Here is a 16,334-nt window from a genome sequence, read left to right on the forward strand (position 1 = left end):
CGCCGCGCGTGCTCTCTGAAAGGAGAGTCTATATGACTGATACGACTGCTACCGGCGCTACAGTTGCGCCTGCCAAACCCGCCACCAAACCGGCGCGTCCCCATTTTTCCTCCGGTCCCTGTGCCAAGCCTCCCGGCTGGTCCCCCGACAAGCTCGCCACCGATTCGCTCGGTCGCTCGCACCGTTCGAAGATCGGCAAGAGCCGCCTGAAACATGCCATCGACCTGACGCGCGAAGTGCTCGGCGTTCCCGACACGTACCGCATCGGCATCGTTCCCGCGTCCGACACCGGCGCGGTCGAGATGGCGATGTGGTCGATGCTGGGGCCGAAGCCCGTCACCTGCCTCGCCTGGGAAAGCTTCGGCGAAGGCTGGGTCACCGACGCGGTCAAACAGCTCAAGATCGACCCAGAGGTCATCAAGGCGCCCTATGGCGAACTGCCCGACCTTACCCAGGTTCGCTCGGACCATGACGTCATCTTCACCTGGAACGGCACGACCAGCGGCGTGCGCGTACCCAATGGCGACTGGATCGCCGACGACCGTACCGGCCTGACCTTTGCCGATGCGACCAGCGCGGTCTTCGCGATGGAAATGCCGTGGGACAAGCTCGATGTCACCACCTTCTCCTGGCAGAAGGTGATGGGCGGCGAGGGCGGTCACGGCGTCCTTATCCTCAGCCCGCGCGCGGTCGAGCGGCTCGAAAGCTTCACGCCCGACCGGCCGCTGCCGAAAATCTTCCGCATGACCAAGGGCGGCAAGCTGATCGAGGGCATTTTCGAAGGCGCGACGATCAATACGCCGTCGATGCTCGCGGTCGAGGATTATATCTTCGCGCTCGAATGGGCGCAGTCGATCGGCGGCCGAAACGAGCTGATCGCACGCTCGACCGCCAACGCCACCGCCCTCGACCGCATCGTCGAGGCGCGCGACTGGCTCGACCATCTGCCGGGCGATCCGGCGGTGCGGTCGAACACCAGCGTGTGCCTGAAGCTCGTCACCGACGCCGATGCCGACACGCAGGCGGCGATGGTCAAGAAGATGGCCTCGCTCCTCGAAGCCGAGGACGCCGCCTACGACATCGCCGGCTATCGCGACGCGCCGCCGGGACTGCGCATCTGGTGCGGCGCGACCGTCGACACCGCCGATGTCGAAGCGCTCGGCCCCTGGCTCGACTGGGCCTGGGAACAGGTGACGCCGCGCTGAGCGGCGTCATCCCGGACGTGATCCGGGATCTCGCAAAACATTCCCCAAGTTCACAGAGATCCCGGCTTTCGCCGGGATGACGAGGTACAAAGACATGCCCAAGGTACTTATTTCCGACAAGATGGACCCCAAGGCCGCCGAGATCTTCCGCCAGCGCGGGGTCGAGGTGGACGAGATCACCGGCAAGACGCCCGACGAGCTGAAGGCGATCATCGGCGATTATGACGGCCTCGCCATCCGCTCGTCGACCAAGGTCACGAAGGACATTCTCGACGCCGCGACCAATCTGAAGGTCATCGGTCGCGCAGGGATCGGCGTCGACAATGTCGATATTCCCGCCGCCTCCACCAAGGGCGTCGTCGTGATGAACACCCCGTTCGGGAACTCGATCACCACCGCCGAACACGCCATCGCGCTGATCTTCGCGCTCGCCCGTCAGCTGCCCCAGGCCGATGCCTCGACCCAGGCCGGCAAGTGGGAAAAGTCCAAATTCATGGGCGTCGAGCTGACGTCGAAGACGCTCGGCCTGATCGGCGCGGGCAATATCGGTTCGATCGTTGCGGAGCGCGCGCGCGGTCTGCGCATGAAGGTCATCGCCTATGATCCCTTCCTGACCGAGGAACGCGCGGTCGAACTCGGCGTCGAGAAGGTCGATCTCGACACGCTGCTCGCGCGCGCCGACTTCATCACGCTGCACACGCCGCTGACCGACCAGACGCGCAATATCCTGTCGAAGGAAAATCTCGCCAAGACCAAGAAGGGCGTGCGCATCGTCAACTGCGCGCGCGGCGGCCTGATCGACGAGGCGGCGCTGAAGGAAGGCCTCGAATCGGGCCATATCGCCGGCGCCGCGCTTGACGTGTTCGTCACCGAACCGGCCAAGGAAAACGCGCTGTTCGGCACGCCCAACTTCATCTCGACGCCGCACCTCGGCGCTTCCACCACCGAGGCACAGGTCAATGTCGCGATTCAGGTGGCCGAGCAGATGAGCGACTATCTCGTCTCGGGCGGCGTCACCAACGCGCTCAACATGCCGAGCCTGTCGGCCGAGGAAGCGCCGCGGCTGAAGCCGTATATGGCGCTTGCCGAAAAGCTCGGCTCGCTGGTCGGCCAGCTCGCCCACGGCCCGCTCAAATCGGTCGCGATCGAGACCGAGGGTGCCGCCGCCGAGCTCAATCAAAAGCCGATCACCGGTGCCGTTCTCGCCGGGCTGATGCGCGTCTATTCGGACACGGTGAACATGGTCAACGCGCCCTTCCTGGCGAAGGAACGCGGACTCGACGTGCGCGAGGTGCGCCACGACCGCGAGGGCGACTATCACACGCTCGTCCGCGTGACGGTGAAGACCGATGCGGGTGACCGCTCGGTCGCGGGCACGCTGTTCAGCGACGCCGCACCGCGCCTCGTCGAGCTGTTCGGCATCAAGGTCGAGGCCGATCTCGCCGGCAACATGCTCTATGTCGTCAACGAGGACGCGCCCGGCTTTATCGGCCGCATCGGGACGACGCTGGGCGAGGCAGGCGTCAATATCGGCACCTTCCACCTCGGCCGCCGCGCCGCCGGTGGCGAAGCCGTGCTGCTGCTCTCGGTCGACGAACCGGTCGATGCCGAGCTGGTCGAACAGCTTCGCGCGCTGCCCGGCGTCAACACCGCGATGGCGCTGAGCTTCTGACGCGGCTAGGAGGGCGGGCATGACGACCGGACTCCTTCCGCAGGGCTTTCACGACCGCCTGCCGCCGCACGCCGATGCGGCGGCAGCGCTCGAGGCGCGCGTGCTCGCAGCGGCGCATGGCTATGGCTATGAACGCGTCGATCCACCGCTCGCCGAATTCGAGCAATCGCTCGCCAGCCGACTGAAATCTGGCAGCGCGCAGGACGCGGTGCGCTTCGTCGATCCGGTGTCGCAGCGCACGCTCGCCATCCGCACCGACATCACCGCGCAGGTCGGTCGCATTGCCGCGACGCGCATGGCGCATCATCCGCGCCCGGTGCGGCTGTCCTATGCCGGGCCGGTCATGAAGCTGCGCGCACCGCAGCTCCACCCCGAACGCGCGATGCGCCAGATCGGCATAGAACTGATCGGCAGCGATGCGGTCGCTGCCGCACGCGAAGTCGTGACGGTTGCCGTCGAGGCGCTGCAATCGGCGGGCGTCGAGGGCCTGTCGATCGACTTCACGCTGCCCGACCTGGTCGATACGCTGAATCACGACGCGGTGCCGGCGGACAAGCTCGCCGAACTGCGCGAACGGCTCGACGCCAAGGACGCGGCGGGCGTCACCGCCATCGCGCCGGCTTTTCTGCCGCTGATCGAGGCCGCGGGCGATTTCGACGAAGCGATGGCGCGGCTTCGCGAACAAGGCGGCGATGTGCTCGCCAGCCGGCTCGATGGGCTGCAGCAGATCGCCGAAGCGATCCCGGGCGATGTCACGATGACACTCGACCCGACCGAACTTCATGGCTTCGAATATCAGAGCTGGTTCGGCTTTTCGCTATTCGCCAGCGGTTCGCGCGATGCGATCGGCCGCGGCGGCAGCTACACCATCGTCCTCGGCGACGGCCGCGAGGAAGCCGCGGTCGGCTTTTCGCTCTATGCCGACGCCATTCTCGACAGCCGCGACGCCAGCGGTGACCGGCGACGGCTGTTCCTTCCGCTCGGCACCACCGCGCAGCGTGCGCAGGCGCTCCGTGCCGAAGGCTGGGTCGCCGTCGCCGCGCTCAGCGAAGACGACACGCCGGAACGGCAATTGTGCACCCACCGCCTTGACGATGGCCAGGTGGTCGAGGTCTGATCGCCCACCGGCAATAAAATTGCCGATGTCTTCGAACTGTCATCCAGCGCTAAGCGGGCATTTACCCTCGCAACCGTAGCAGTCCGGCCATGCAGACCGCTCCGAAACTGACGATCGTTCCGGCCGATTCGCCCGCCGACTGGCTTTCCGCCGATCAGCGGATCACCGATTTCGTTCATGTCGATACGCCGCTGCACCGGGCGGTCGATCGCTTTTACCGCGATTCGGACCTGCGCATCCTGCCGGTGCTCGATCACGGCCAGCGTCCGGTCGGCGCACTGTTCGACCGCGACATCCGCAAGTTGCTTCTCAATCCCTTTGGGCATGCGCTGCTGCGCAATCCGTCCTATGGCAGCCATCTCGACGCGCATATCGCCGAATGTCCCGTTGCCGAATCCTCGCTGAGCATAGCCGAGCTGATCGACGCATATCGCTCCGCACATGGTTCGGAAGGAATGATCCTGACGCGCGGGGGCCGCTTCTTCTGCGCGATCTCCAACCGGCTGCTGGTTCGGCTGGCGGCCGAGCATGAATTGTCGCGCACCCGCGCCCGGCTGGAACGCAGCCAGCAGATCGAAGCGGCGAGCAAGGCGTTCGAGCGAACCGTCGCCAGCCTGTCGCGCGAAATGAGCGAGCTTTCCGAACAGATCGAACGCAACGCGGTCGCCACCGCCGATCGTGCGCAACGAACCGGTCGCAATGCATCGGCAGTCGCGACCGCCGCCGCGCAGGGTAACAGCAACCTTTCGTCGATCGCCGAACATGGCCGCCTGCTCGCCGCCGCGCTTTCGGAAATTTCAGGCAATACGCGCGAAGCGAAATCGGCAGCGGCGAATGCGGTGACGTTGGTCGCCAAGGGTAGCGCGCGCACCGCCGACCTCTCACGCTCGGCGCAGTCGATCGATTCGGTGATCGGCCTCATCAGCGAAATCGCGGCAAAGGTGAATCTGCTCGCGCTCAACGCGGGCATCGAGGCCGCCCGCGCGGGCGAGGCCGGTCGCGGCTTTACCGTGGTCGCGAACGAGGTGAAGGACCTGTCGCGTCGCGCATCGGCTGCCGCCGGCACCATCGTCGCGCATGTCGAGGAAATGCGCGAAGCGGTGCGCGAAGTATCGGGAACCCACGGCGAGGTCGAAGTCGCGATCAAGTCGATCGCATCCTATTCGAGCGATATCGAACGCGAGGTCGCGGCGCAGGAGGCGGGGACGCGGCTGATCGCCGAAAATACCGGCGAACTGGTCGAAGTGACGGGCGTTATCGAAACCGATACCGGCGCGATCGCGCGCAGCGCCGACAGCGCATCGCACAGCGCGATCGACATGCGCGAACTCGCCGCGCGCCTGCGGGTCGGGGCGGAGCAGCTATCCGAAGAGGCCGAAACCTTCCTCAAGGTCATCTGAGCCGTCGCAATCGCGCGTGCGCCACCCTAGATTGGCGGCATGGCTCAGGCCGGTTTCATTCCCGCGCACCCGCCGCGCCGCGACCGGGTCGGCCCGTTCTGGTCGGCCTTTGTCGGTGAACATGCCCGCAACGCCGTCACCGGCTGGTCGAATGCCGCGTTCGAGGACTGGTACACGAAGCGCAAACTGCTGCGCCTGACAGTCCATATTCCGCGCCATCCCGACGCGATCGAACGCGTGCTGCTCACCAACGCCGCCAACTACGCCAAGCCGCGGATCGTCAAACGGCTGATCGCGCCGCTGATCGGCAACGGACTGCTGAGCGCCGACGGCGAATCGTGGCGGCAGCAGCGGCGCATCGTCGCGCCCAGCTTTGCGCCGGGCGCGGTGGCGAAGCTGACCGGGCTGATGGCACAGGCCGCGCGCGAGGGCACGGCGAAATGGCCGCAATCGGGCACTGTGGACATCGCCGAAACCGCGACCGACGCGACGATGGCGATAATCGCCCGCGCGCTGTTTTCGGGCGACCCGCGGCTGATGACCGAGGATGCAGGTCGGCACATCACGGCGGCGCTCGAGGCAGCGGGCTCGGCGCGGCTGGCGGCGATCCTCGGCATGCCCGGCCTGCGCCTGACGCCGACCGCCTGGGCGGGCGCGCGCGGGCAGCGATTCCTGCGCGAAACGCTGACCGACATCGTGCGCGAGCGCGGACCCGAAGGCGGCGACGATTTCCTTGGCGGGATGATCCGCGATCTCCACGAGCGCTTCCCGCGCAGCGAAGCGCTGAAGCTTGCCATCGACAATGCAGCGACCTTCTATCTCGCCGGGCACGAGACGACCGCCAATGCGCTGACATGGAGCATCTATTGCCTCGCCGGCGACCAGCAGGCGCAGGACCGCGCCTGTTCCGAGGTGCGTGCGGCGATCGACGGCGACCCGCAAACGCTGCCCGACCGGTTGCCCTTTCTTCGTCAGATACTCGACGAGGCGCTGCGCCTCTATCCGCCCGCCCCGCGCTTCGACCGCGAGGCGCTTTCCGACGACATGCTGGACGGGCATCCGGTCCGCGCCGGTGAAATCGTGTCGATCTGGCCGTGGGTGCTCCATCGCCACCGCAAGCTGTGGGATGATGCCGATCGGTTCGACCCCGATCGCTTCGCACCCGACCGTGAGCGTGAACGCCACCGGTTCCAGTATATTCCGTTCGGCGGCGGCCCGCGCACCTGTGTCGGCGCGCGCTTCGCCACGGTCGAGGCGCTGGTCATCCTTGCGCACTGGATCGCGGCGCGGCGCTTCGCGCTGCCGCCGGGGCGCGAGGTCGAACTTTCCGCCGCGGTGACGTTGCGGCCGAGAGGCGGGCTATGGGTCGAAGTCGCGCCGCGCGACTGAACCAACCCGCGCCTGAAAAGTTGGAAGGGCCATGACCGATACACCGATGCTCGAAATGAACGATGGCCGGGAAATCCCCGCACTCGGCCTTGGCACCTACAAGATCCCCGATTCGCAGGCCGATGCGATCGTCCGGCAGGGGATCGATCTTGGCTACCGACTGATCGACACCGCCGCGATCTACGACAATGAACGCGGCGTCGGCAGCGGTGTGGCCGAAGACGACGACGTGTTCCTGACCACCAAGCTGTGGAACGACCGGCAAGGCCATGACGAGGCGATCCGCGCATTCGAGGAAAGCCTCACACTGCTCGGCCGCGACTGCGTCGACCTGTATCTGATCCACTGGCCCTGCCCCGACCGGGGAAAATATGTCGAGACGTGGAAGGCGCTGATCGAGCTGCGCAAGAGCGGCCGGGCGCGTTCGATCGGCGTGTCCAATTTCCTGCCCGAGCATATCGAGCGCATCGCCGATGCAACCGGCGAGCTGCCCGCGATCAACCAGATCGAGCTGCATCCGTCCTTCCAGCAGCGTGAGGCACGCGCCTTTCACAACAAACACAATATCGTCACCCAAGCATGGAGCCCGCTTGGCCAGGCGAAGGCGTTCGACGATCCGGTGCTGTCGCATATCGCCGACAAGCATGGCCGAACGGTGCCGCAGGTAATCCTGCGCTGGCATCTGCAAAATGACGTGTCGGCCATCCCCAAGGCGGGCAATCCCGACCATCTTGCCGACAATCTGCGCGTGCTCGACTGGAAACTCGACGACGACGATATGCGCGACATCGGCGATCTCGACGATCCGGAGGGCCGGATCGGCCCCGACCCGCGCAATTTCTAGAATTGCCCGTGCGATGCTCCTGCGCGGACAGGAGCGCGGATATCAGCCTTTCCCGATCGTCGCCTTCGCGCGCTCGGCCAGCCTTGCCACCGCCGCATCGTGAATTGCAGGTGCGGTCGCCAGCACGCCGAAGGCGCGCGCTTCGGGGGCGTTGAAACGCAGCGGCTGGCCCAGCGCGTCGCTGACCTCCGCTCCTGCCTGCTGCGCGATCAGCACCGCCGCCGCGACATCCCATTCATGGCCCCAGCGCACCGTGGCGACCAGATCGGCCTCGCCCGCCGCGACCATCGCGATCCGCAGCGCGATCGAATTGGGCTTCGCCACCGCCACGAGGTCACGATCGGCCTTTGGCAACTGGTCGGCGGGCACGCGCGCACCGACAAGCTCCGACCGCGCGCTCGCGGTCAGCCGGTGCGCGCCGCGATAGGAACCCTTTCCGGCCTCTGCATGCCAATGTTCGTCGCGCGCAGGCGCATCGAGCACGCCGATGACGGGCCGGCCATGGTCGACGAGCGCGATCGACACCGCCCAGCCTTCGCGTCCTCGGATATAGTCGCGCGTGCCGTCGATCGGATCGACCACCCACACCCGCGCCGCGCCCAGCCGGTCGGCATTGTCCTTCGTTTCCTCGGACAGCCAGCCGGCATCGGGCAGCAGCGTGCCGAGCCGGTCGCGCAGCAGGCGATCGATCTCTATATCGACCTCGCAAACCGGGTTGCCGGGCGATTTTTCCCACCTGCGAAAATCGGTACGCCACCGTGACAGCGCGAGCGCACCCGCCTCTGCCGCGATTTCGCGCACCCGGTCGGACAGCGTGTCAGTCACCGGCGACCGTCATTCCGTCGACGCGCAGGCTGGGGACGTTGACGCCGTAGCGAAAGCGCAGATCGTTCGCGGGCGTCATGGCGAGGAACATCGTCTTCAGATTGCCCGCGATGGTGATTTCGGCGACCGGGCGCGTAATCTCTCCGCCCTCGATCAGGAACCCCGCCGCGCCGCGGCTGTAATCGCCGGTCACCGGATTGACGCCCTGCCCGATCAGTTCGGTCACCCAGACACCGTGTTCGATATCCTCGATCAGCGCGGTCGGGGTAATGTTGCCGACGTCCATATAGAGGTTGCTGGTCGCAATCCCGCCGCCGCGCCCGCCATGGCCGGTCGGTTCCAGGTCAAGCTGCCGCGCCGATGCGCTGTCGAGCAGCCAGGTTTCCAGCATGCCGTCCTCGACGATGACCGTCGGCGACACCGGCAGCCCTTCGCCGTCGAACGGGCGCGACCGCAGCCCGCGCGGCCGGTGCGGATCGTCGCGCAGGGTGATCCCCGGCGCGAACACCCGCTTGCCGAGCATGTCCTGCATGAAGCTGGTGCGCCGTGCGATCCGGCCGCCAGAGATCGCGCCGACGAACGCGCCGATAAGGCTCGCCCCGATACGCGGATCGAACACCACCGGCATCGTACCGCTGGAAAGCCGCGCCGGGTTCAGCCGCGACACCGCGCGTTCGCCCGCCCGCGCGCCGATATCGCCCGGCGCCTCCAGCGCGCTTTCGTGGCGCGTCGCGTGCGAGGCGTGATCGCGCTGCATGCCCGATCCCTTGCCGGCGACGACACTCGCCGAAACCGCATGATGCGTGGCGGCATAGCCATGCGCGAAGCCGTGGCTGGTGGCGAGCGCGACGACCGACCGGCTGGCCGAGGCGCCGGCGCCTTCGCTGTTGGTCACGCCGTCGACGGCGCGCGCGGCGGCCTCTGCCTCCATCGCGCGTTCTTTCAGCGTTTCGGGCGAAACATCCGCGCCGTCGTCGATATCGAGCGCGGGCGGCGATCCGTGGAGCAGCCGGTCGGCGGGCGCGAGGCCGCTCCAGCGATCCTCGCTCGCCTCGCGCGCCATGCGCACCGCACGCTCAGCCAGCGTATCGAGCGCGGTGTCGGTGAGTTCGGAGGTCGAAACGCTCGCCGATTTGCGGCCGAGAAATACGCGTAGCGTCAGTTCCGCGCCTTCGGAGCGTTCGACTTCCTCGAGGGCGCCGAGCCGTACCGCGACCGAAAGCGCCTCATTGGCGATGAAATTCGCATCGGCCGCCTCTGCGCCGTTGGCGACCGCACGTTCGACCGCTGCCTGGGCGCGTTCGCTTGCCTGATCCTTGTTGAGCATCGACAGCAAGTAGGAAGGCGAGACGCCTACGTCAAAGCGCGGTTGCGGTTCCGACCACCAAAAAGGCCGCGAAAATCAGCAGGCCGGCGTCGCGGTTCGAACGAAAGCGCCGCAATGCGCTCGCCCCGTCCTGCGGCTTCAGCGTTACCACCTGCCAGACGAGATGGAGCGCGCCGGGCAGCAGCGCGAGCAGCGCGACCGGATCGGGGCGGACGACCCAAAGCGCCGCCCCCCAGAACAGGATGGCGAGGAGGTAGAATATCGCGACCCCCGGCCGCACCGCGCGGCCCAGTGCGCGCGCCGACGACCGCACACCGACCAGCGCGTCGTCCTCGACATCCTGCAGCGCATAGATGGTGTCATAGCCGATGACCCAGAAGATCGACCCCGCATAGATCAGGATACCGGCGACGCTCATTGCGCCGGTGACCGCCGCCCAGCCGACAAGCGCGGCCCAGGAAAAGACGAGTCCCAGCCACGCCTGCGGCCACCAGGTGATCCGCTTCATGAACGGATAGGCGGCAACCAGTGCAAGACTGCCGACCGCGATGGCGGCGGCGACGAGATTGAGCTGCAAAAGCACCACCAGCCCGACAAGACACAGCATCGCCAGCCACGCCCAGGCCGCCTTCAGCGACACCGCGCCGCTCGCCAGCGGTCGGCTGCGCGTGCGTTCTACCTGACGGTCGAGATCGCGGTCGACAATGTCGTTATAGGTGCAGCCAGCGCCGCGCATCGCGATCGCGCCGGCTAGGAACCACAGGAGCAGGCCCCAGCGAGAAATCGCTCCGCCCGACAGCGCGATCGCCCACGCCCCCGGCCAGAACAGCAGCCACCAGCCGATCGGCCGGTCGAACCGCGCGAGCAGCGCATAGGGCCGCAGGCGTGCCGGCAGCATGCCGGTCAGCCCGCGATGTTCGGTATCGGGAACGGAGGTGTCGCTCATCGGCGCCCTGCTGCCACAAAGCGAGCGTTAAGCGAAGCTTAACCTTTTTCCGCGAGGCTGGCGGTCGAGTCGAAGGGAAATTCGATGGCTTCGAAGATGACGCGATATCAGCCCGCCGCGCCCGCGCTCGTCGATCAGCGCGCCGAGCCGCGCCACCCGGTGTTCATCACGCGGGCATCGGTTCGCCGTCACAGCGAGCCGCCGATCGAAGCCGCGCTGCACGACCTGTCCGCCTATGGCTGCCGCATCGCGTGTTCGGAGGAACCGGACGCGGGCGACCGGATCTGGCTGCGCTTTCAGGGCGGCATGCCGATCGCTGCGACCGTCATCTGGTCGAACCAGGGTTTTGCCGGCTGCCGGTTCGACGAACCGATTGAACGCAGCCTGGTCCGCGCACTGACGCTGAGAACCGATTGATCGCTACCCCATAGCCTTTGCGCAACCGCTCTGGCATCAATCGCCCCCGACACCGAACAGGGGGACGTGGCATGCAATATTCTAAGCTTCTCGCGATCGCAGCGGCATTGGCGCTGCCGGGCGCTGCACATGCACAGCAGACCGGGCCCGACATGCCCCGAACCAAGGCCGGGCAGGAAGCACTCGACATTCTGAAGCACGCCGTTTCCGTGCCGACGGTGAAGGGCCGCGGCAACGTCCCCAAACTCGCCGCCTATCTGAAGCAGCGCCTGATCGACGGGGGCTTCGCGGCCGATGATGTCCATTTCGAACCGATCGGCGAGACCGGCTATCTGACCGCACGGTGGCCGGGACGCGACCGCAGCGCCAAGCCGATCGTGATCCTCGGCCATATGGACGTGGTCGAAGCCAAGCCGTCCGACTGGGAGCGCGATCCGTTCAAGCCGATCGTCGAGAACGGGTATATCTACGGACGCGGATCGCTCGACGACAAGGGCGATAGCGCGGTCGCGATCGCGGCGCTGCTTGAGCTCAAGCGGCAGGGCTGGACGCCGGCGCGCGATATCGTCCTGTTGCTGACCGGCGACGAAGAGACCGACATGAAGACGACCGCCGCGGCGGCGGAGAAACTGTCGAATGCGGGCCTCGTCCTCAACGCCGATTCGGGCGGCGGGCTGCTCGGCGAGGACGGCAAGCCGATCGCTTACGGCATCCAGGCGGGCGAAAAGACCTATGCCGACTTCACGCTGACCGTCACCGATCCCGGCGGACATTCGAGCCGCCCCGACGACACCAACGCCATCGCGATGCTGTCGCGCGGGCTGGCGAAGCTGGGGGACTATCGCTTTCCCGCACAGATCAGCCCGCTGACCAAGGCCTATTGGGAAGGCAGCGCGCCGCGCACACCGGGCAAGGTTGGTGAGGCGATGGCCGCCTTCGCCGCCGATCCGACGAACAAGCAGGCCGCCGACACGCTGTCGGCCGAGCCCGAATATGTCGGCATCGTGCGCACGACCTGCGTGCCGACGATGATCCATGGCGGGCACGCGCCCAACGCGCTTCCGCAGAGCGTCGAGGCGAACGTCAATTGCCGCATCTTCCCCGGCACGAGCATCGAGGAGGTTAGGAAGCGGCTGGGCGACGTGCTCGGCGACGGCGCGATCAAGGTCGCCTACAAGCCGTCGGGATCGATCCCCGCGCCCGAATCGCCCCTCGATCCCAAGGTGGTGAAGGCGGTAACCGACGCCATCGCCGCGCGCGCGCCGGGCGTGCCGGTAATCCCCGACATGTCGGCGGGTGCGACCGACAGCATGTTCTTCCGCGCCAAGGGCATTCCCGCATACGGCGTCAACAGCACCTTCATGAAGGCGTCGGACGATTATGCGCACGGCCTGAACGAACGGCTCCCGCTCGCCACGATCGATCCCGGCGTGAAGCAGTGGGAAGCGGTGCTGCGCGCGCTGGCGAAATAGCGCTGATGGTGGCGACGCCCGCCTGGCCCCCGCAATCGACGCCGCGGCTGTTCGTCGGCGAGACGCTGTCGGCGGGGCAGCGCATTCGTCTGGACGCAGCGCAGGCGCATTACCTGATTTCGGTGATGCGGACGGGCGAAGGCGATCCGGTGAAGCTGTGCGACGACGTGACGGGCGAATGGCTCGGCATCGCGCGCGAGGTACGCAAGCGCGACCTGGTGCTCGAGGTGACCGAGCAGCTTCGGACGCGCGAGCCGGTGCCCGACCTGTGGCTGTGCCTGTCGCCGATCAAGAAGGGCCGCATCGACTGGATGGTCGAAAAGGCCTGCGAACTGGGCGTCGCTAGAGTGGTGCCGGTGCTGACGCGGCGCGGCGTGGTCGACAAGGTCAAGACCGACCGGCTCGAGGCGCATATGGTCGAGGCTGCCGAGCAATGCGCGCGCACCGCGCTGCCCGAACTTGCCGAGCCGGTGAAGCTCGACCGGATGCTCGGCGACTGGCCCGAGGGGCGGACGCTGTTCTTCGCCGACGAGGAAGGCGGCGCGCCCGCGCTCGAGGCGATGCGCGGCGCACCCGGTCCGGCGGCGATCCTGATCGGCCCCGAAGGCGGCTTCGACGACGAAGAGCGCGCGGCGATCAAGGCGTTACCGCAGGCACGCGGAATCTCGCTCGGACCGCGCATCCTGCGCGCCGATACCGCGGCAGCAGCGGCGGTTACGCTGTGGATGGCCGCGGCGGGCGATTGGTGAGCGGCACTGGCGCCGGGCGCGCGCCATCGCTACATGGCGCGCCATGAGCACGAAAACGGTTTCGAACAGCAACGCGGCGCCGATCGAGGATCGTGCTCAGCTTGTCGACTATTTCGCATCGGGCGAGAAGCCGCGCGAGCGCTGGCGCATCGGTACCGAGCACGAGAAATTCGTCTACAAGCTCGACGATCTCCATGCGCCCTCCTGGGAGGAACCGGGCGGCATACGGGACCTGCTGAACGCGCTCACCGAATTCGGCTGGCAGCCGGTCGAGGAGGGCGGCAAGATCATCGCGCTCAGCGGCCCCGACGGCACCGTCAGCCTCGAGCCTGCCGGCCAGCTCGAACTGTCGGGCGCGCCGCTCGACAATATCCACCAGACCTGCGCCGAGGCCGACCGCCACCTCAAACAGGTGAAGGCGGTGGGCGAGAAGCTGGGGCTCGGCTTTCTCGGGCTCGGCATGTGGCCCGACAAGGCGCGAAGCGACCTGCCGATGATGCCCAAGGGGCGCTACGGCATCATGGCCAATCACATGCCGAAGGTCGGCTCGCTCGGCCTCGACATGATGCTTCGGACCTGCACGATCCAGGTCAATCTCGACTATTCCAGCGAAGCCGACATGGCGAAGAAGTTTCGCGTCGGGCTCGCGCTCCAGCCGCTCGCGACCGCGCTGTTCGCCAATTCGCCGTTCACCGAGCGCAAGCCCAACGGCTTCCTGTCGTTCCGCAGCCATATCTGGTCAGACACCGACCCACATCGCACCGGGATGCTGCCCTTCGTCTTCGAAGACGGGTTCGGGTACGAACGCTATGCCGATTACGCACTCGATGTGCCGATGTACTTCGTCTATCGCGACGGCAAATATATCGACGCGGCGGGCCTAAGTTTCCGCGATTTCCTGAACGGCGAACTGTCGGTACTACCCGGCGAGAAGCCAACGATGGACGACTGGGCCGATCACCTCTCGACCGCGTTCCCCGAGGTCCGGCTCAAGACCTTCCTCGAGATGCGCGGCGCCGATGGCGGACCGTGGGGGCGGATCTGCGCACTGCCGGCGCTGTGGGTCGGACTGCTCTACGACGACGGCGCGCTGGGTGCGGCTTGGGACGTGGTGAAGCACTGGACGATCGAGGAGCGGCAGGAGCTGCGTGACTGGGTACCGAAGCTGGGCCTCGACGCACCCGTCCCCGGCGGGCGCACGCTTGGCGATCTCGCGCCCGAAATCCTCGACATAGCGAATGCCGGGCTGACCGCGCGCGCGCGGCTCAACGGTTCGGGCGACAACGAAACCGGCTTTCTCGACCCGCTGCGCGAGATCGTGCGCACCGGCAAGGTACCGGCGCAGGTCCTGCTCGACCATTATCACGGCGAATGGGGCGGCGATGTCTGCCGCATCTATGCCGAGACGCGGTTCTAGCTCTCGCCCGAACGCTCGACGCGCTCGTCCTGAGCTCGTCGAAGGGTGTTTTCCGCCACGCGGATTCGACAGGCTCAGCCTGAGCGCGGTGGATGGTCAGGCTTCGGTTGCCGGGGCGGCGGGACCACGAGGCTTGCCCTTGATCCACGCAAAGAAGCGCGGCACCGGGCCGTTGCGCTCCATCCAGTCGTAATAGGCGACGTAATCGGGATCGGCGAGCAGGTGCCGTTCCTCTGTCCGTGCGCGCCAGTAATAGACGCCCGACACCACCCCCATCAGCAGCGTCGCACGCACCGCATCGGTCCAGCTTCCCGTGGTCAGCACCGGGATGGTCGACAACCACCAGAACAGGTTCTTCGACAGATAGGCAGGATGGCGTGACAGGGCATAGGGACCGTTGGTCAGGATGCCGCGATTGGTGAGGTTCGAGAAGCGAAAGCCGAATGCGACCGTCGCCCAGGCATAGATCGCCGTCAGCACGACCAGCACCACGCCGACACCTGCAAGCAGGACGGGGTGGCCGGCGAACCACCAGGTCCATTCCTTCGTGCCCTGATGGTAATCGAGCGGTCCGCCATCGCTCATCAGCGTGAAGGGCGGATAGCAGATCAGCGCCGCGACCCAGGCGGCGGCAAAGGGATTGGCGCTGCGGATATGCGCATCGAGCGGCTTCATCGTCAGCATGTAGCCGACCGTCGCGAACGCCACATCGACGACGAACATGAAGGTGATGAGCCAGTTGGCGAGCGCCACCGGGTCGTGAAGCAGCCGACTGGTGTCGCCGCGCACGAAATCACCGAACCCCGGCGGCACGATCGCCAGCATGAAGGCCAGGAAGAAACCCTTTACCGCCCAGCTTCGCATATGATCGTAGATCGCCTCGCGGTCGATCGGCTCGTCGAGGCCCAGCACCCAGGCGCCGAGCGTCCATGCGCCGTCCTTCGGCGCGACCAGATGACGGTCGAGCCACAGGACATAGGGAATCGAGAGCGCGACGATCGCCGGCGCGGCATTTTCCAGCGCCCACATCGCAAAGGGAAACGGCGCCCATTCGCTCGACCAGTAAAAGCGGCAGGTGACATAGACGAGCGCGATCGCGGCCCAGGTCAGCCACAGTCCGACCAGCTTGGTCAGGCTGATATCGATCGTTTCGCGCCACGGGCGCCGTGCCGACCAGTCGATGCCCGTCGATGGATTGCGGTGTACCTTGTCGACAAAGATCGCGACGAAGAGCATCGGCACCGCGCAGGCAAGCAGATTGACCAGCGCGGCATAGGGGCCGTCCATGCCGTAATGACGCGCCACCGCCATCCAGGCGATCAGCCCCGCGAGCCCGGCAAACCCCGTGCGCGCGCTTACCGCCGAGCGTGGGCGGGGATCGACGGAAATCGCGCGGGAGAGAGCGGCATCGTAAAACATCGCGGAATTGCTAGCGCCCAATGGTAAGCAACCCGTGAAGCCTTTGGGGGCGGAGTACGGCAAGGGACTGGACGGACCGCCGTTTCGTGCCGTAACAATATTTCATCCTTCGATTTTAGAAGCCGTCTCCCAACC

General features: G+C 66.6%; 14 protein-coding genes. 10 read left to right on the forward strand and 4 right to left on the reverse strand.

Annotated elements, in window-relative coordinates; all coding sequences use genetic code 11:
• Positions 1-32: 32 nt before the first annotated feature.
• The 6 genes from J7S20_RS10245 (at position 33) to J7S20_RS10270 (ending at position 7,627) form a co-directional block, all read left to right on the forward strand.
• Entirely contained in the window at positions 33-1,205 is a 1,173-nt protein-coding gene (locus J7S20_RS10245) for a phosphoserine transaminase (RefSeq protein ID WP_284054138.1), read from the forward strand.
• A gap of 94 nt (positions 1,206-1,299) precedes the next feature.
• Complete coding sequence (gene serA / locus J7S20_RS10250; protein WP_284054139.1) at positions 1,300-2,877, forward strand: phosphoglycerate dehydrogenase; 1,578 nt, start codon at positions 1,300-1,302, stop codon at positions 2,875-2,877.
• A gap of 19 nt (positions 2,878-2,896) precedes the next feature.
• Positions 2,897-3,994 carry an ATP phosphoribosyltransferase regulatory subunit gene (locus J7S20_RS10255; protein WP_284054140.1) on the forward strand — a complete coding sequence of 366 codons (1,098 nt, stop codon included), beginning with the start codon at positions 2,897-2,899 and terminating at the stop codon, positions 3,992-3,994.
• A gap of 89 nt (positions 3,995-4,083) precedes the next feature.
• Positions 4,084-5,394: a methyl-accepting chemotaxis protein gene (locus tag J7S20_RS10260; RefSeq protein WP_284054141.1), complete on the forward strand. Its 1,311-nt coding sequence runs from the start codon at positions 4,084-4,086 to the stop codon at positions 5,392-5,394.
• A gap of 39 nt (positions 5,395-5,433) precedes the next feature.
• Positions 5,434-6,783, forward strand: a complete 1,350-nt coding sequence (locus J7S20_RS10265) for a cytochrome P450 (RefSeq protein ID WP_284054142.1) — start codon at positions 5,434-5,436, stop codon at positions 6,781-6,783.
• 31 nt (positions 6,784-6,814) lie between these two features.
• Positions 6,815-7,627, forward strand: a complete 813-nt coding sequence (locus tag J7S20_RS10270; RefSeq protein ID WP_284054143.1) for an aldo/keto reductase — start codon at positions 6,815-6,817, stop codon at positions 7,625-7,627.
• 42 nt (positions 7,628-7,669) lie between these two features.
• On the opposite strand, the gene J7S20_RS10275 is transcribed toward J7S20_RS10270, so the two are convergent.
• From J7S20_RS10275 to ubiA, 3 genes are read right to left on the reverse strand one after another with little or no spacing between them, the layout of a single operon-like run.
• On the reverse strand, positions 7,670-8,452 hold the full coding sequence (locus tag J7S20_RS10275; RefSeq protein ID WP_284054144.1) for a 3'(2'),5'-bisphosphate nucleotidase CysQ: 783 nt from the start codon (positions 8,450-8,452) through the stop codon (positions 7,670-7,672).
• Positions 8,445-9,779 (reverse strand): TldD/PmbA family protein, encoded by a 1,335-nt coding sequence (locus J7S20_RS10280; RefSeq protein ID WP_284054145.1) that lies wholly within the window; start codon positions 9,777-9,779, stop codon positions 8,445-8,447. The genes J7S20_RS10275 and J7S20_RS10280 overlap by 8 nt, the downstream gene beginning before the upstream one ends.
• A 31-nt stretch (positions 9,780-9,810) precedes the next feature.
• On the reverse strand, positions 9,811-10,725 hold the full coding sequence (gene ubiA, locus J7S20_RS10285) for a 4-hydroxybenzoate octaprenyltransferase (protein ID WP_284054146.1): 915 nt from the start codon (positions 10,723-10,725) through the stop codon (positions 9,811-9,813).
• Between the two features lie 84 nt (positions 10,726-10,809).
• Between ubiA and J7S20_RS10290 the strand changes: the two genes are divergently transcribed.
• From J7S20_RS10290 to J7S20_RS10305, 4 genes are all read left to right on the forward strand, one after another.
• Complete coding sequence (locus J7S20_RS10290) at positions 10,810-11,142, forward strand: PilZ domain-containing protein (RefSeq protein ID WP_284054147.1); 333 nt, start codon at positions 10,810-10,812, stop codon at positions 11,140-11,142.
• A gap of 71 nt (positions 11,143-11,213) precedes the next feature.
• Positions 11,214-12,614, forward strand: coding sequence for a M20/M25/M40 family metallo-hydrolase (locus J7S20_RS10295; RefSeq protein WP_284054148.1), 1,401 nt, complete (start codon positions 11,214-11,216; stop codon positions 12,612-12,614).
• A 5-nt stretch (positions 12,615-12,619) separates the two neighbouring features.
• Complete coding sequence (locus J7S20_RS10300) at positions 12,620-13,363, forward strand: 16S rRNA (uracil(1498)-N(3))-methyltransferase (RefSeq protein ID WP_284054149.1); 744 nt, start codon at positions 12,620-12,622, stop codon at positions 13,361-13,363.
• Between the two features lie 43 nt (positions 13,364-13,406).
• Complete coding sequence (locus J7S20_RS10305; RefSeq protein WP_284054150.1) at positions 13,407-14,780, forward strand: glutamate--cysteine ligase; 1,374 nt, start codon at positions 13,407-13,409, stop codon at positions 14,778-14,780.
• A 96-nt stretch (positions 14,781-14,876) separates the two neighbouring features.
• Here J7S20_RS10305 and J7S20_RS10310 read toward each other — a convergent pair whose 3' ends face one another.
• Complete coding sequence (locus tag J7S20_RS10310) at positions 14,877-16,199, reverse strand: methyltransferase family protein (protein WP_284054151.1); 1,323 nt, start codon at positions 16,197-16,199, stop codon at positions 14,877-14,879.
• Positions 16,200-16,334: the final 135 nt, after the last annotated feature.

This window comes from Stakelama marina (genome assembly GCF_018122655.1).
GTDB classification, from domain to species: Bacteria; Pseudomonadota; Alphaproteobacteria; order Sphingomonadales; family Sphingomonadaceae; genus Sphingomonas; species Sphingomonas marina.

Excerpts from the sequence above, each read along its gene's own strand:
- J7S20_RS10270 (WP_284054143.1), top strand. The coding sequence starts at position 6,815 with ATGACCGATACACCGATGCTCGAAATGAACGATGGCCGGGAAATCCCC.
- J7S20_RS10280 (WP_284054145.1), bottom strand. The coding sequence starts at position 9,779 with ATGCTCAACAAGGATCAGGCAAGCGAACGCGCCCAGGCAGCGGTCGAA.
- J7S20_RS10245 (WP_284054138.1), top strand. The coding sequence starts at position 33 with ATGACTGATACGACTGCTACCGGCGCTACAGTTGCGCCTGCCAAACCC.
- J7S20_RS10255 (WP_284054140.1), top strand. The coding sequence starts at position 2,897 with ATGACGACCGGACTCCTTCCGCAGGGCTTTCACGACCGCCTGCCGCCG.
- serA (WP_284054139.1), top strand. The coding sequence starts at position 1,300 with ATGCCCAAGGTACTTATTTCCGACAAGATGGACCCCAAGGCCGCCGAG.
- J7S20_RS10305 (WP_284054150.1), top strand. The coding sequence starts at position 13,407 with ATGAGCACGAAAACGGTTTCGAACAGCAACGCGGCGCCGATCGAGGAT.
- J7S20_RS10310 (WP_284054151.1), bottom strand. The coding sequence starts at position 16,199 with ATGTTTTACGATGCCGCTCTCTCCCGCGCGATTTCCGTCGATCCCCGC.
- J7S20_RS10295 (WP_284054148.1), top strand. The coding sequence starts at position 11,214 with ATGCAATATTCTAAGCTTCTCGCGATCGCAGCGGCATTGGCGCTGCCG.
- ubiA (WP_284054146.1), bottom strand. The coding sequence starts at position 10,725 with ATGAGCGACACCTCCGTTCCCGATACCGAACATCGCGGGCTGACCGGC.
- J7S20_RS10300 (WP_284054149.1), top strand. The coding sequence starts at position 12,620 with ATGGTGGCGACGCCCGCCTGGCCCCCGCAATCGACGCCGCGGCTGTTC.
- J7S20_RS10265 (WP_284054142.1), top strand. The coding sequence starts at position 5,434 with ATGGCTCAGGCCGGTTTCATTCCCGCGCACCCGCCGCGCCGCGACCGG.
- J7S20_RS10260 (WP_284054141.1), top strand. The coding sequence starts at position 4,084 with ATGCAGACCGCTCCGAAACTGACGATCGTTCCGGCCGATTCGCCCGCC.
- J7S20_RS10290 (WP_284054147.1), top strand. The coding sequence starts at position 10,810 with ATGGCTTCGAAGATGACGCGATATCAGCCCGCCGCGCCCGCGCTCGTC.